Source organism: Gordonia sp. (in: high G+C Gram-positive bacteria) (assembly GCF_049647785.1).
In the GTDB taxonomy this organism is placed as follows: Bacteria; Actinomycetota; Actinomycetes; order Mycobacteriales; family Mycobacteriaceae; genus Gordonia.
Map to the genome: position 1 here is coordinate 17043 of NZ_JBARYI010000086.1, position 11947 is coordinate 28989.

The following is an 11947-nucleotide window of genomic DNA, read 5'->3' on the forward strand; positions in this document are numbered from 1 at the left end:
AGACGCGGGCGAAGCCTGATCGGTTCCATCAAGATTCGTCAACCTAACGTTGACGAATCTGGATCGTCAACCTAGGGTTGACGCATGCCCGATAACACGCAAGCAGTCCCGCCCATCCGACTCGACGATCTCATCGACACGATCAAGAAGGTGCACGACGATCCGCTCGACCAACTTTCCGATGCCGTCCTGGCCGCCGACCATCTGGGCGAGGTTGCCGACCACCTCATCGGGCACTTCGTCGACCAGGCCCGCCGCACCGGCGCATCGTGGACCCAGATCGGAACCAGCATGGGTGTCAGTAAGCAGGCGGTCCAGAAGCGCTTCACGCCGAAGGATCCCGGTGCCGGAGACCAACTCGATCCATCACAGGGTTTCAATCAATTCACGCCGCGCGCACGCAATGTTGCCGCTGCCGCCCACAACGAAGCCAAGGCGGCAGGCAATCCTGCGGTAACTCCCGCACACCTCATCTTGGGCGTGCTCGACGACCCCGAATCACTGGCTTCGACGCTGCTCAAGAAGGGCGGGGTCGACCTCCCAGCCCTCGCCACTTCGCTGCGGGCAACGCTTCCGCCAGCCGCTGCGACACCCGAACTAATCCCCTACGACGCCGACGCGCGCAAGGTCTTGGAGCTGACCTTCCGGCAGGCAATTCGGTTGGGACACAACTACATCGGCACCGAACACATCGTCCTGGCACTCCTCGAAGGCGAAGCGACAGACGGCCCCCTTCACACTGCGGGCGTCGACCCGACGGCATTTGAGAACCAGCTGACCGGCCTCCTCGCCCAGGTCAGCACCGTCACCAACGACTAGGCACTGCCAAACCGGCGGTCACGCTTGGCGTATTCGAGGCAGGCGTCCCACAGGTCACGGCGGTCGAAGTCGGGGAACAACTTCTCCTGATAGACCATCTCGGCGTAGGCGCTCTGCCACAGCAGGAAGTTCGACAGTCGTTGTTCGCCAGACGGGCGCAGGAAAAGGTCGACGTCGGGCATGTCGGGTTCATCGAGGTACTTGGCGAAACTCGCTTCGGTGATCCGTTCGGGATCAATCTCGCCGCGGGCCGCCCGGCGTGCGATTTCCTTTGCGGCATCAGCGATTTCGGCACGACCGCCGTAGTTGACGCACATCGTGAGCGTCATGACCGTGTTGTTCTTGGTGAGCTCTTCGGCGGTTTCGAGTTCGGTAATAACGCTGCGCCACAGCTTGGGGCGCCTCCCGGCCCAGCGGACGCGGACGCCCATCTCGTTCATTTCGTCGCGGCGCCGGCGGATCACGTCGCGGTTGAAGCCCATCAGGAACTTCACTTCTTCGGGGCTGCGCGACCAGTTCTCAGTGGAGAAGGCGTACGCCGACAGGTGTGTCACACCCATTTCGATGCAGCCGCAAACGCTGTCCATCAGGACAGCCTCGCCGCGCTTGTGCCCCTCGGTGCGGGGCAAGCCGCGTTCCTGAGCCCACCGACCATTGCCGTCCATCACGAGCGCAATGTGCTTGGGGACAAACTCCGCCGGGATGGCTGGCGGCTTGGCGCCGGACGGGTGCGGGTCGGGCGGTCGTACCGTGGTGGGTGCGACGGGCGCCGACTTGGCGCGACGAGGCAGGCGAGCCATCAGATCCGGCCTTTCATGCGATTTCGTTGGCGGCGTCGGCGATCGACGCACGCTCGAGGTGACTGTGCGGCGCTTGCCGCTCGATCAGCGGCAACGTTCGCAGTTGCCGTTCCAAATGCCATTGCAGGTGCGCAGCAGTGAGACCGGTGGCTTGCCGACGCTGCGACTCGGTAGCGAGCGCGACATGATCCCATTCCCCTCGAGCGAGGGCCTCCATGAGGTCGAACACGCCGACCGACGGGGTCGCCGCCCCGGATGGGCGGCAATGGACGCACACTGCGCCACCCGCAGCGACGTGGAAGGCGCGGTGCGGGCCGGGCCCGGCACATCGCGCGCACTCGGTCAACGCGGGCATCCAACCGGCCGACGACATGGCCCGCAGCAGGAAGGCGTCGAGAATCAGTTGTCGGTCACGACGGTCTTGCGCGAGGGCTTCCAACGCCCCAACGGTGAGCCGATGCAGGTGCGGCGCGGGCGCTCGTTCTTCACCGGCCAGACGTTCGGCAGTTTCCAGGACCGCGCAGGCCGTGGTGTAGCGGCCATAGTCGGCGACGATGTCGTCGCTGAAGGCGTGCAAGCTCTCGACCTGCGTGATGATGTCGAGGTTGCGACCCGGATAGAAAAAGACGTCGACGTGCGCAAACGGTTCCAGTCGCGCACCGAACTTCGACCGCGTGCGTCGCACCCCCTTGGCCACGGCTCGGACCAGGCCGTGCTCGGAGGTCAGGAAGGTGATGATGCGGTCAGCTTCGCCCAGCTTGTGCTGGCGGAGCACCACTGCCTCATCCCGATAGAACCTCACCGCACCATTGTGTCACCGATCCCTGACAGGACCGGTTAGGCGTATCGAAAAGCGCGCCAGGCATTCCCCGCCTACCCTCGATGAGGAGCCCCCTTCGAGAGGAATCACTATGACAGCGCTGCTCGCCCTTGGCATCGCCACACGCACGATGTTCCGCGTCGAAGTCGCCGACGGCCGCAGCAAGATTCTGCACAAGGACTCCGCATACTCGCCCGACGGGGCCGTCCTGCTCGACGGCACCATCTATTGGACGACGATGGGCCGCCCCACACGGCTGGCCGGTATCGACGGTGAAGCCGCATTCGACTATTCCGCCCCGAATGGTGGTTTGCACGCGATGGGGGTTGACGGGACCGGCCGCCGAGATCTTCTTCCCGCGGGCACGGTGACCAGCGGCAAGCAGTTGGCGACCGACAATCGTGGCCGACTGTATTGGGCCGACCGCGAAGGGATGCGAGTGGCGTCGTGCAGGTTGGACGGGTCGGAGTACGGCGATCTGATTGTGAACGCGCCCGAACCCGACCGCATGGCCGAATGCGTTGGCGTCGCCGTCGACGGCGACTACCTGTATTGGTCGCAGAAGGGACCGTCGAAGGGTGGGCGGGGCCGGATCTTTCGCGCCGGTTTGACGGTGCCAGCCGGGGAATCGCCGGAGCGACGGTCGGACATCGAGACGCTGTGGTCGGGGCTCCCGGAACCGATTGACCTTCAGGTTGTTGACGGGATTTTGTACTGGACTGACCGTGGGGCCGAACCGGACGGCAATACGTTGAACCGCGCCCCGATCCCCGCGCCGGGCGAAGCTGGTTCGCCGCCGGAGATCATGGCGCGCGGTCTGCAGGAGGCTGTTGGTCTGGCCGTGGACCCGCGTGCTGGCCTTGCCTACGTTTCCGACCTCAGCGGCAGCATCCTGGCCGTCGCCCTAGACGGCACGGGCGATCGCGTCGTCGCCGACCTCGGCGAAATGCTCGCCGGCCTGACCCTGATCCGGTAGTCGGGTTTCGGCGCTCCGCCCACCGCCCCTTTTCTGTCACGATTCGACCAGACCGTCACCGATCGACGTGTTTGGTGATGCCTTGGCAGGCGGCCGACCGTCAAATGTGACAGAAAAGGGGAAATTCGGGGGCACGCGGGCCGGAATCCGCGAGGCACTCGGGCCGGAATCCGCGGGGCACGCGGGTCGGAATTTGGGGTGGGCTAGAAGCCCAAGCGGCCCAACTGTTTGGGGTCGCGCTGCCAGTCTTTGGCGACCTTGACGTGGAGGTCGAGGTAGATGCGGGTGCCCATGAGCTTTTCGATCTGGGTGCGGGCGGCGGTGCCGACCTGCTTCAGACGTGAACCCTTGTGACCAATGATGATGCCCTTTTGGGAATCACGTTCGACGTAGATAATCGCGTGGACGTCGACGACCTTCGAGTCTTCGCGGGGAATGATCTCTTCGATCACCACTGCGATGGAGTGCGGCAGCTCGTCGTGCACGCCTTCCAGAGCGGCCTCGCGAATGTACTCGGCCATCATGGTTTCTGCGGGCTCGTCGGTGATCTCACCATCGGGGTAAAACGCCGGACCCTCGTCCGACAGCGACACCAGCAGGTCCGTAAGCACGTCGATCTGCTTGCCCGACTTCGCCGACACCGGAATGACCTCGGCGTCCGGCCCCATCAGCTCCGACAGTTTCATCAGCTGGGTGACGACCTTCTCCGGTCCCACGCGGTCGATCTTGGTGACGATGCCAATCTTGCGGGTACGCGGCGTTGTGGCGTTGACCTCTTCGATGATGCGGCGGTCGCCGGGGCCGATCGCTTCGTCGGCAGGAATGCACACGCAGATGATGTCGACGTCAGCGTAAGTTTCGCGGACCAAGTCGTTGAGTCGCTGCCCGAGGAGGGTGCGCGGCCGGTGCAGCCCGGGCGTGTCGACCAGGATTAGTTGGGCGTCGGGCCGGTTGACGATGCCGCGAATCGTGTGACGCGTGGTCTGCGGCCGATTCGACGTAATGGCCACTTTGTCGCCGACGAGCGCGTTGGTGAGCGTCGATTTCCCGGTATTGGGACGACCCACAAAACAGACGAAGCCGGAGCGGAATTCGCCGGGGGCGGAGTCGTCGGCCGTGATTTCTCCGTCGGGGGAATCTGCAGCGAAGTCTTCAGTCATGGGGGTCAGTTCTCCTTCATGGAAGCATCGTCGCCGACCTTCTCGTTCTTGTCGGTGGTTACCGGCTTCGACGACCGTCGTACCAGCACCGAGGTGATGCGTTGGCGACCGAGGCGGTTGGGTCCGCCTTCGGCGATCATCCGCAAACCGTCGACCTTCACCTTCGCCCCGGGCAACGGTACGCGACCCAAGCGTAGGGCCAGTAGTCCGCCAACCGTATCGACATCGTCGAGGTCCAGGTCAATTTCGACGTCGAAGAGTTCTTCGAGGTCTTCCACGGGCAGTCTCGACGACACCCGGTACACCCCTTCGTCGATCTCTTCGATGGGAGCGACTTCGTTGGTGTCGTACTCATCGGTGATCTCGCCGACGATCTCTTCCAGCACGTCTTCAATGGTGACCAGGCCTGCGATGCCACCGTATTCGTCGACCAGCATCGCCATGTGATTGCGGTTGGCCTGCATGTCCGACAGCACGTCGTCGAGCAGTTTGGAGTCGGGGACAAATACCGCGTCGCGCATTACGGCTTCCACCCCGACGCTGCGAGCGGCGCTCGACAGTTCCGGCAGGAGTCGCTCGACGACATCCTTGAGGTACACGACCCCGACGATGTCATCGGGATTCTCGCCAATGACGGGGATGCGCGAATGCCCGGACCGGACTGCCAAACTCATGGCTTGCACGACGGACTTGTCACTCTCGATCCACACCATTTCGGGGCGGGGAACCATCACTTCGCGGGCATCGGTCTCGCCGAACTCGAACACGGATTGGATCATGCGGCGCTCGTCATCGTCGACGACGCCGCGTTCCTGTGCCATGTCGACGACTTCGCGGACTTCAATTTCCGTCGCGAAGGGACCGTTGCGGTAGCCCTTACCCGGGGTCAACGCGTTACCGATGAGGATGAGCAGTCGAGTAACCGGGCGCAGCAGCAGGCCGATCGCCGACAGGACCGGGCCGGCGACCAGCGAAATCGAGTAGGCGTTTTGCCGTCCCAGGGTGCGGGGCCCGACGCCGACGGCAATGTACGAGATCAGCGTCATCACGATGATCGTGACGGCAATTCCCCACCCGGTGCCGAACGAGTCGACGGCAACCACAGCAAGCACAGCCGTGGCCGACACCTCGCACAAGACGCGCAGCAGAACCGCGAGCCCGATGTATGTGGAACGTTGATCCAGGACCGCCAACAGTTTGCGGGCACCGGCGCGCCCCTCCTTGAGGAGGTCCTCACTGCGGGCCACCGAGACCGTCGCCAATGCCGAGTCGGTCGCGGCGAAAACACCGGCCAACACCGTCAGGACGATCGCCACGATCAGCAGCACGATGTCACTGAACACGCTGGTCAGTGCCCCTCACCGTTGGGTGCGTCGCTCGACAGGCCACCGGCGATGCCGCCCGAGAAGCCGATGTTGTTCAGCAGGCGGGTGTCTTTCTCAGCCTGTTCCAGAAGGCGGTCACGATCGTCGCGGGCCGAATACCAGTCGGTGATGATCTGGCCCTGCAGCCCGAACATTTCGCGTTCCTCGTCTGGTTCGGCGTGGTCGAAGCCGAGAAGGTGCAGCACCCCGTGCACGGTGAGTACGGCCATCTCGTGCTCAAAGCTGTGGCGTTGCGAACGTGCCTGTTCGGCCGCGAACTCGGGGCACAGAACAATGTCGCCGAGCATCGCCGGTCCCGGATCATCGGCGTCGGGGCGGCCTCCCGGCGTCAACTCGTCCATCGGGAAACTCATCACGTCGGTGGGCCCGGGAAGGTCCATCCATTGCATGTGGAGTTCGGCCATGGCGGTGGTATCGACCAGTTGGATCGACAGTTCTGCCCCCGGATGCACTTCCATGCGGCGCATCGCAAAGCGCGCGGCCTCAATGATCAGCTGCTCGGGGACGTCAACGCCGGACTCGTTGAATAGTTCAATGCTCATCGGCCACGACCTCCCGACTGGCGCATGCCCGCCCGTCGATCGGCTCGATTGCCCGCCTGCTCCTCGGCGCGCCCGTAGGCATCGACGATGTCGGCGACCAGCCGATGTCGGACGACGTCGGCGCTGGTCAGATTCGCGAAGTGGATGTCGTCGATGCCGTCGAGGATGCGCGCGGCCGCCCGCAGTCCCGACTGGGCCCCGCCGGGCAGGTCCACCTGGGTGGTGTCGCCGGTGACGACGATCTTGGCACCGAAGCCGAGGCGCGTGAGAAACATCTTCATCTGCTCGGTGGTCGTGTTCTGCGCTTCGTCGAGAATGATGAACGCGTCGTTCAGGGTGCGACCACGCATGTAGGCCAACGGCGCGACCTCAATGACACCCGACTCCATCAGCTTCGGGATCGCTTCGGGATCCATCATGTCGTGGAGGGCGTCGTAGAGGGGGCGCAGGTACGGGTCGATCTTCTGGTGCAGCGTGCCCGGCAGGAACCCGAGGCGCTCACCAGCTTCGACGGCCGGACGCGTCAGAATGATGCGGCTAACTTCTTTCGACTGCAAGGCCTGAACGGCTTTGGCCATCGCCAGGTACGTCTTGCCGGTACCGGCGGGCCCCAAACCGAAGACGATCGTGTTCTTGTCGATCGCGTCGACGTACCGCTTCTGGTTCAGTGTTTTGGGCCGAATCACCTTGCCGCGTCGCGACAGAATGTCGAGGCTCAGCACATCGGCGGGCGTCTCCGATTCACGCGAGGCGAGGATCGACAGCCCCTGCCGCACGAGGTCTGGGGTCAGGGTGGTGCCACCGCGGACTACGCGGACCAGTTCGGCAATCACGCGCTCCGATGCCGCCACATCGGCGGGTAACCCGCGCAAGGTAATGCGGTTGCCGCGGACGTGAATGTCGGCGGGGAGCTGCGTTTCCAAAGTCCGAAGGTTGGCGTCGACTGCTCCGAGCAGCCCCACCGCCAATTCCTGCGGTACTTCAATCTGCGAACTGGTCACCGCGGCGGTCGTAGGGTCGTCGCGGTTGTCGTCAGTCACTAAATTCGTCTCCCCAAGATCATGAAAGTGCCGGTTCGGATTCCGGATTTGTACCAGTCTATCGCCGGTGGTCGCAGCGTGCGACTGGGTATTGCTCTGGTCTCGATCACACGCCCAAGACCCGCAACGTTTGTCGATGGGCGATGCTTCGCGGGTCGATGAAGGCGTCGTGGCCGCCGGGGACTTCGTAAAAGGCTGCGCGTTGGCCGCGAGCCACCGCACCCTCAACGTAGAGGCGACTGAGTTCGATCGGAATCATCGTGTCGTCGACTCCGTGGATGGCGGCGACGAGGGCGTCGAACGGGGGCTGCGAAGCGGGCGAGGCAGCCGCGTACCGTTCGGGCATCTCCGCGTAACTGCCACCCATCAGAGCCTTCAGCGATGGTCGGTCGGTGTTACCGATGGTGAGGTCCAAGACTCCGCATTGCGCGACCACCGTCGCAATGTTGAATGCGCCGACCCTAGCGCCGAGTTGCGCGACGGCCCAGACTGCGAGGTGCCCACCCGCCGAATGTCCGACGACGGCGACGTTCCGGCGGTCGACCCGCACTCCGTCGATCGCCAACTGATCGGCGACGGGACCGTCGAGCGCACTGATCGCGGCGATTACGTCGCGCCCGGTGCCCGGCCAGCCACCACCGCTCTCTTCCACGCGACGGTATTCGACGTTCCAGACGACGACGCCGCGTTGCGCCAAGTCACGGGCGATCGCCGTGTACAGGACGAGAGTGAACTCGGTAGACCAGTAACCGCCGTGAACGAGGACGACCACCGGCGGGCAGTCGTTGGGACCAACGTCGGGCAGGTACAGGTGCCCGAAGTTGCTGTCGTGGTCGCCGTAGCGAATCTTCTTGCGCCGCACTGAAGTTGCTTTCCGGGAGCTATCGGGACCAACGGTCGGTGACTGCACCGAGCGCGCCGAGCGCCACGGCCCCGGCAGCTGCGGTCCGCAACACTTCCGGTCCCAGGACCACCGAGATCGCACCGAGCGCGGTGAGGTCGGCGATCTCGGCGTCGGCGAGCCCGCCTTCCGGCCCAATCACCAGCACCACTTCCGCGGCATCGGCGAAGTTGATGGATCGGAAGGGGACGGCACCGGCTTCGTGCAGCAGGGCCACAATGCCGCCGTCGGCAACCACGCGTGCCGTCAGTGCCCGCACATCGGTGGTGCCAGCGAGATCAGTGACCTCCGGAATCCACGACCGTCGCGCCTGCTTGGCTGCGGTCGCCGCCGTGGTCCGCCATTTCTCGACGCCCTTCGCCGCCTTCACGCCACTCCAGCGTGCAATGCTCCGCGACGACTGCCACGGCACAATCACGTCGACGCCCGCTTCGGTCATCAAGTCGACGGCCAGTTCGCTGCGTTCGGCTTTGGGCAGTGCTTGCACGACCGTCACCAGCGGCTTGGGCCGCGGATCCACTTCGACTCGGCTCGCCCGCACCGTCAGCGTGTCTTTGCTTTCGACGTCGATGACCTCGCAGTGCGCGGTGCATCCACGACCATCACCGAGGAGAACCGTCTCCCCCGCCTTGATACGCGTGACGGTGACGGCATGCCTGCCCTCCCGGCCCGACAGTGACGCGAGGTCACCTGCGCGCGGCACGTCGTCGACCCAGAAGAGCGGTGGCGTCATCGTCCGGCGAAAGCGTTGCGGAGCTTGGAGAACAGGCCGCCGCGGGCGGCCGCCTTTGACGCTGCGGTGACGAGTTCGACGACGTCGCCGGAAGCTTCCTTGAGTGACTTGAGCAGGTCGGCCTGGTTCGAGTCGACCTTCTTCGGTACCACAACTTCCAGGTGCGCGTGAAGGTCGCCGCGGACACCCGAGTTCAGATGCGGCAGTCCGACGCCACGCACCCGCACGACAGTCCCCGGTTGCGTTCCGGCTTCGACGTTGATCGTGGCGGTGCTGTCGAGCACCGTCGGAACTTCGAGGTCGGTTCCGAGAGCGGCGTCGACCATCGGCACGCGCACCGTGCAGTGGAGGTCGTCACCGTCGCGGACGAAGACGTCGTCTGCCTGCTCGGAGATTTCGACGTACAGGTCACCTGCGGGACCGCCACCGGGGCCAACTTCGCCCTGGCCGGACAGGCGCACTCGCATGCCGTCCTGAACGCCGGCCGGGATCTTGACGGTCATGGTGCGACGCGACCGGACACGACCGTCGCCCGCGCATTTGAGGCACGGGTCGGGAATCGTTTCGCCGACGCCGCGGCACTCGGGGCATTCGCGGACGGTCATGACCTGACCGAGGAACGACCGTTGCACGGCCTGGATCTCGCCGGCCCCCTTGCAGGTTGCGCAGGTTACGGGCTTGGAGTTGTCGCGGGTACCGGCGCCCTGGCAGGTGTCGCACAGGATTGCGGTGTCGACGGTGATCTCTTTGCGGGCACCGGCGGCGATCTCTTCGAGGTCGAGGCTGACGCCGACCAAGGCGGGCTCACCGGGACGTACCCGTCCGCGCGGTCCGCGGCCGCCGCCGAAACCGCCGCCGCCTCCCCCGCCGAAGAAGGTTTGGAAGATGTCGCCGAGGCCACCGGACCCGAACGGGTCACCGCCGAAGCCGCCGCCGGGGCCACCGAGTGGATCGCCACCGGCGTCGACGATGCGTCGCTTTTCCGGGTCGGACAGCACCTCGTAGGCGGTCGTCACCTCTTTGAACTGCTCCTCGGCATCGGGGTTGATGTCGGGGTGCAGTTCGCGAGCCAACTTGCGGTAGGCGCGTTTGATCTCCTGATCGGACGCGCCTGCAGCCACGCCGAGAATGTCGTAATAGTCACGAGCCACAGTGAAAAAGGTCCTTACACAATCGAGAAATCAACTAACGGTCGGAGAGAACTTCGCCGACGTATTTGGCAACAGCCGCCACCGAGGCGATTGTTCCCGGGTAGTCCATCCGGGTGGGACCGACCACACCGACGCTTCCGAACACGGTGCCCGATGCACCGTACCCGGTCGACACGACGGAAGTACTCCGCAGGTTCTCGGTGTTGGTTTCCTCACCGATTTGAACGGTCACGGTGCCCGTCCGTTGAGTATGCGCCAGCAACTTCAGCACCACGACTTGCTCTTCGAGGGCGTCGAGCACAATGTCCATACCGCCGAGATTGGGTGAGAAGTCGGCGGCTGACCGCGCCAGGTTCGACGTTCCGCCCAGCACGAGGCGATCTTCGCCGCGTTCGACGAGGGTTTCCACGAGGACCGTCGCGATCGTGATGATCGGTTCGCGGAGGTCGGGGTCGGCGTTGTTGGCGAGTTCAGCGACGGCGGCGGATGCGTCTTCGAGCCGCTGGCCGTCGAGCGCGGCGGAGAAAAGGTCACGGACGCGAGCGAGATCGTCGTCGTTGATGGGCGCCGCGAGGGCCACCATCCGCTGTTCGACGCGGCCGGTGTCGGTGATGACCACCAGCAGCAGGCGGCTCGGCGAGAGTGCGACGACCTCGACGTGGCGAACGCGCGCCATCGACAGGACCGGGTATTGGATCACCGCGACTTGGCGGGTCAGCTGTGCGAGCAATTTCACTGAGCGGCGCAGCACGTCGTCGAGGTCGACCCCGTTGTCGAGGACCGACAGGATGGCGCGACGTTCGGCCGATGAGAGCGGTTTGATCTCGCTGATGCGGTCGACGAACAGTCGGTAGCCCTTGTCGGTGGGGATCCGTCCGGAGCTCGTGTGCGGCTGCGCGATGTAGCCTTCGGCTTCCAGGACGGCCATGTCGTTGCGGACGGTGGCACTGGAAACTCCCAGGTGGTGGCGCTCGACGAGGGCCTTGGAGCCGATCGGTTCTTGGGTGTCGACGTAGTCGGTGACGATGGCTCGAAGGATCTCAAAACGTCGATCGTCTGTCGACGATGCCATCGCGAACACCTCTCTTTGCCACATTTTTGCTTACAGTGGATAAAACCATTCTACGAAACTGCGGAAAGGCCATGTGACGGCGATGATCTTCAAGGGCGTGCGTGACGGCAAACCCTATGCTGATCATGGTCTGACGTCGCGGGATTGGGCGCAACTTCCGCCGCAACAGTTTCGGCTTGATCAGTTGACGCCGATCACCACGGTGCTGGCCCTCGACAAACTGCTGTCGGAGGATTCGACGTTTTACGGCGACCTCTTCGCGCACATCGTGCGGTATCAGGGAAACCTTTATTTGGAGGATGGGATTCACCGGGCCGTGCGGTCGGCGCTGCGGAACCGGACGATCATTCACGCCCGCCTCTTCGACTTAGACGAGCACCTGGCCCGCACTAACGCCGAGTCGGACGTCGAAATCACCGCCCCACTCCCCCCGGTCGTGACCTATCCCCGCCCCCGCGTCGGCGGCGCACACCGCATCGACTAGCGGCGTCGTCGTCGCCCGAAAAAACCACCCCGCCCGGGGTTCTCGCATGATGCGTCGATTCCCG

General features: G+C 64.5%; 13 protein-coding genes. 3 read left to right on the forward strand and 10 right to left on the reverse strand.

Features of this window, described 5'->3' with window-relative positions:
• The first annotated feature begins 84 nt into the window (after positions 1 to 84).
• Entirely contained in the window at positions 85 to 819 is a 735-nt protein-coding gene (locus WBA38_RS14985; RefSeq protein ID WP_424296037.1) for a Clp protease N-terminal domain-containing protein, read from the forward strand.
• Here WBA38_RS14985 and WBA38_RS14990 read toward each other — a convergent pair.
• Positions 816 to 1619, reverse strand: a complete 804-nt coding sequence (locus WBA38_RS14990) for an isoprenyl transferase (RefSeq protein ID WP_424296039.1) — start codon at positions 1617 to 1619, stop codon at positions 816 to 818. The genes WBA38_RS14985 and WBA38_RS14990 overlap by 4 nt on opposite strands.
• A 13-nt stretch (positions 1620 to 1632) precedes the next feature.
• Complete coding sequence (gene recO / locus WBA38_RS14995) at positions 1633 to 2421, reverse strand: DNA repair protein RecO (RefSeq protein WP_424296041.1); 789 nt, start codon at positions 2419 to 2421, stop codon at positions 1633 to 1635.
• A gap of 109 nt (positions 2422 to 2530) precedes the next feature.
• Between recO and WBA38_RS15000 the strand changes: the two genes are divergently transcribed.
• Positions 2531 to 3415: a hypothetical protein gene (locus WBA38_RS15000; RefSeq protein ID WP_424323028.1), complete on the forward strand. Its 885-nt coding sequence runs from the start codon at positions 2531 to 2533 to the stop codon at positions 3413 to 3415.
• A gap of 203 nt (positions 3416 to 3618) precedes the next feature.
• On the opposite strand, the gene era is transcribed toward WBA38_RS15000, so the two are convergent.
• The 8 genes from era to hrcA all read right to left on the reverse strand — a co-directional run bounded on the left by era (position 3619) and on the right by hrcA (position 11399).
• Positions 3619 to 4575 (reverse strand): GTPase Era, encoded by a 957-nt coding sequence (gene era / locus WBA38_RS15005; RefSeq protein WP_424323029.1) that lies wholly within the window; start codon positions 4573 to 4575, stop codon positions 3619 to 3621.
• Positions 4576 to 4580: 5 nt separating this feature from the next.
• Entirely contained in the window at positions 4581 to 5918 is a 1338-nt protein-coding gene (locus WBA38_RS15010) for a hemolysin family protein (RefSeq protein ID WP_424323030.1), read from the reverse strand.
• A gap of 5 nt (positions 5919 to 5923) precedes the next feature.
• On the reverse strand, positions 5924 to 6502 hold the full coding sequence (gene ybeY / locus WBA38_RS15015; RefSeq protein ID WP_424296049.1) for an rRNA maturation RNase YbeY: 579 nt from the start codon (positions 6500 to 6502) through the stop codon (positions 5924 to 5926).
• On the reverse strand, positions 6499 to 7542 hold the full coding sequence (locus WBA38_RS15020) for a PhoH family protein (protein ID WP_424296051.1): 1044 nt from the start codon (positions 7540 to 7542) through the stop codon (positions 6499 to 6501). The genes ybeY and WBA38_RS15020 overlap by 4 nt, the downstream gene beginning before the upstream one ends.
• Before the next feature lie 106 nt (positions 7543 to 7648).
• Positions 7649 to 8404, reverse strand: a complete 756-nt coding sequence (locus tag WBA38_RS15025) for an alpha/beta hydrolase family protein (protein ID WP_424323031.1) — start codon at positions 8402 to 8404, stop codon at positions 7649 to 7651.
• A gap of 19 nt (positions 8405 to 8423) precedes the next feature.
• Positions 8424 to 9176, reverse strand: coding sequence for a 16S rRNA (uracil(1498)-N(3))-methyltransferase (locus tag WBA38_RS15030; RefSeq protein ID WP_424296055.1), 753 nt, complete (start codon positions 9174 to 9176; stop codon positions 8424 to 8426).
• A complete protein-coding gene (gene dnaJ, locus WBA38_RS15035) occupies positions 9173 to 10327 on the reverse strand; it encodes a molecular chaperone DnaJ (RefSeq protein ID WP_424296057.1) in 1155 nt (384 codons plus the stop codon). The genes WBA38_RS15030 and dnaJ overlap by 4 nt, the downstream gene beginning before the upstream one ends.
• Positions 10328 to 10361: 34 nt before the next feature.
• On the reverse strand, positions 10362 to 11399 hold the full coding sequence (gene hrcA / locus WBA38_RS15040) for a heat-inducible transcriptional repressor HrcA (protein WP_424296059.1): 1038 nt from the start codon (positions 11397 to 11399) through the stop codon (positions 10362 to 10364).
• A gap of 82 nt (positions 11400 to 11481) precedes the next feature.
• On the opposite strand from hrcA, the gene WBA38_RS15045 reads away from it, so the two are divergent.
• Positions 11482 to 11883 (forward strand): type II toxin-antitoxin system VapB family antitoxin, encoded by a 402-nt coding sequence (locus WBA38_RS15045; RefSeq protein WP_424296063.1) that lies wholly within the window; start codon positions 11482 to 11484, stop codon positions 11881 to 11883.
• Positions 11884 to 11947 lie beyond the last annotated feature (64 nt).

Bases quoted from the DNA above. Each gene is read 5' to 3' on its own strand.
- WBA38_RS14985 (WP_424296037.1), top strand. From the start codon at position 85: ATGCCCGATAACACGCAAGCAGTCCCGCCCATCCGACTCGACGATCTC.
- WBA38_RS14990 (WP_424296039.1), bottom strand. From the start codon at position 1,619: ATGGCTCGCCTGCCTCGTCGCGCCAAGTCGGCGCCCGTCGCACCCACC.
- WBA38_RS15000 (WP_424323028.1), top strand. From the start codon at position 2,531: ATGACAGCGCTGCTCGCCCTTGGCATCGCCACACGCACGATGTTCCGC.
- era (WP_424323029.1), bottom strand. From the start codon at position 4,575: ATGACTGAAGACTTCGCTGCAGATTCCCCCGACGGAGAAATCACGGCC.
- ybeY (WP_424296049.1), bottom strand. From the start codon at position 6,502: ATGAGCATTGAACTATTCAACGAGTCCGGCGTTGACGTCCCCGAGCAG.
- WBA38_RS15030 (WP_424296055.1), bottom strand. From the start codon at position 9,176: ATGACGCCACCGCTCTTCTGGGTCGACGACGTGCCGCGCGCAGGTGAC.
- hrcA (WP_424296059.1), bottom strand. From the start codon at position 11,399: ATGGCATCGTCGACAGACGATCGACGTTTTGAGATCCTTCGAGCCATC.
- WBA38_RS15045 (WP_424296063.1), top strand. From the start codon at position 11,482: ATGATCTTCAAGGGCGTGCGTGACGGCAAACCCTATGCTGATCATGGT.